This window comes from Micrococcus lacusdianchii (assembly GCF_023155805.1).
Classification (GTDB): Bacteria; Actinomycetota; Actinomycetes; order Actinomycetales; family Micrococcaceae; genus Micrococcus; species Micrococcus lacusdianchii.
On sequence record NZ_JAKNUW010000050.1, the window covers coordinates 1 to 907 of the forward strand.

The following is a 907-nucleotide window of genomic DNA, read 5'->3' on the forward strand; positions in this document are numbered from 1 at the left end:
TAAGGCGTACTCCTCCCGGGCGATCCGCACCCACCTACGCGCCCGTGGGATCAAAGCGGTCATCCCCGAACCGGCCGACCAGCAGGGCCACCGCAGACGGCGCGGTGCCCGCGGCGGGCGCCCCGTCGGCCTCGACGCGGCGCGCCCAGCTCTGGCTGAGGTAGGCAGGGGCCGCTTGCCGCTTGCTACCCTGGGTTCACACGAAACTCTAGGCTTGGCCCCCAACCGGGCCGGAAGGTGAGGTCAGGAACATGGACTTCTGGAGCACGATCTGGGATGCGATCTGGTGGTTCTTCACCATCTTTGTGTTCGTCGCCTACCTCATCGCACTGTTCTCAATCATCAGTGATCTCTTCCGGGACCGCGAACTCAGCGGCGTCTACAAGGCGATCTGGCTGCTTTTCCTCATCTTTCTTCCGTTCCTCACGGCGCTCGTTTACCTGATCTTCCGCGGTCGTGGGATGGGCGATCGAGCCGAGCGACAGGCACGAGAGGCCAAAGCAACGGCGGACGACTACATCCGGACTGTTGCTGGGGGACCTGCGTCTGAGATCGCGCAAGCCAAGCAGCTACTCGACAGCGGAACTATCTCCGAGGCGGAGTTCCAGAGTCTGAAGCAAAGCGCGCTGGATGGTTCCCGTTAGCGTTGTCGGGCAAGTGCACGAGCGTCCTCGCCGCGGCTACGACTGCAAACGTCTCTTCGGCAGCCGGGAAGAAGTCGACGGTGGTATCTAGGGCGTGTCTGAGAATAGATGCACGAGTCAGCTGAGACCCTGGGGGCATGTCCCGGTTCCAGATGCTCTCTGACACCCAATGGGAGTTGATCGCCCCGATGCTCCCGACCCGGACCGGCCGCGCCGGCAGGCCGTTCGCCGACGCCCGCACCATGGTGGAGGCGATCATCTAC

The 907-nt window shown here is 63.6% G+C and carries 2 protein-coding genes and 1 pseudogene; all 3 read left to right on the forward strand.

Annotated features, from left to right (window positions below; translation table 11 throughout):
- Positions 1-139: pseudogene (locus MA879_RS12275) on the forward strand (IS5/IS1182 family transposase); the annotation flags it as partial.
- A 112-nt stretch (positions 140-251) separates the two neighbouring features.
- The gene (locus MA879_RS12280) at positions 252-644 is read left to right on the forward strand and encodes an SHOCT domain-containing protein (RefSeq protein WP_158184098.1); all 393 of its coding nucleotides are present in this window, start codon (positions 252-254) and stop codon (positions 642-644) included.
- Positions 645-781: 137 nt separating this feature from the next.
- Positions 782-907: transposase (locus MA879_RS12285; RefSeq protein ID WP_335342060.1), on the forward strand; the 126-nt coding region annotated here is incomplete at its 3' end.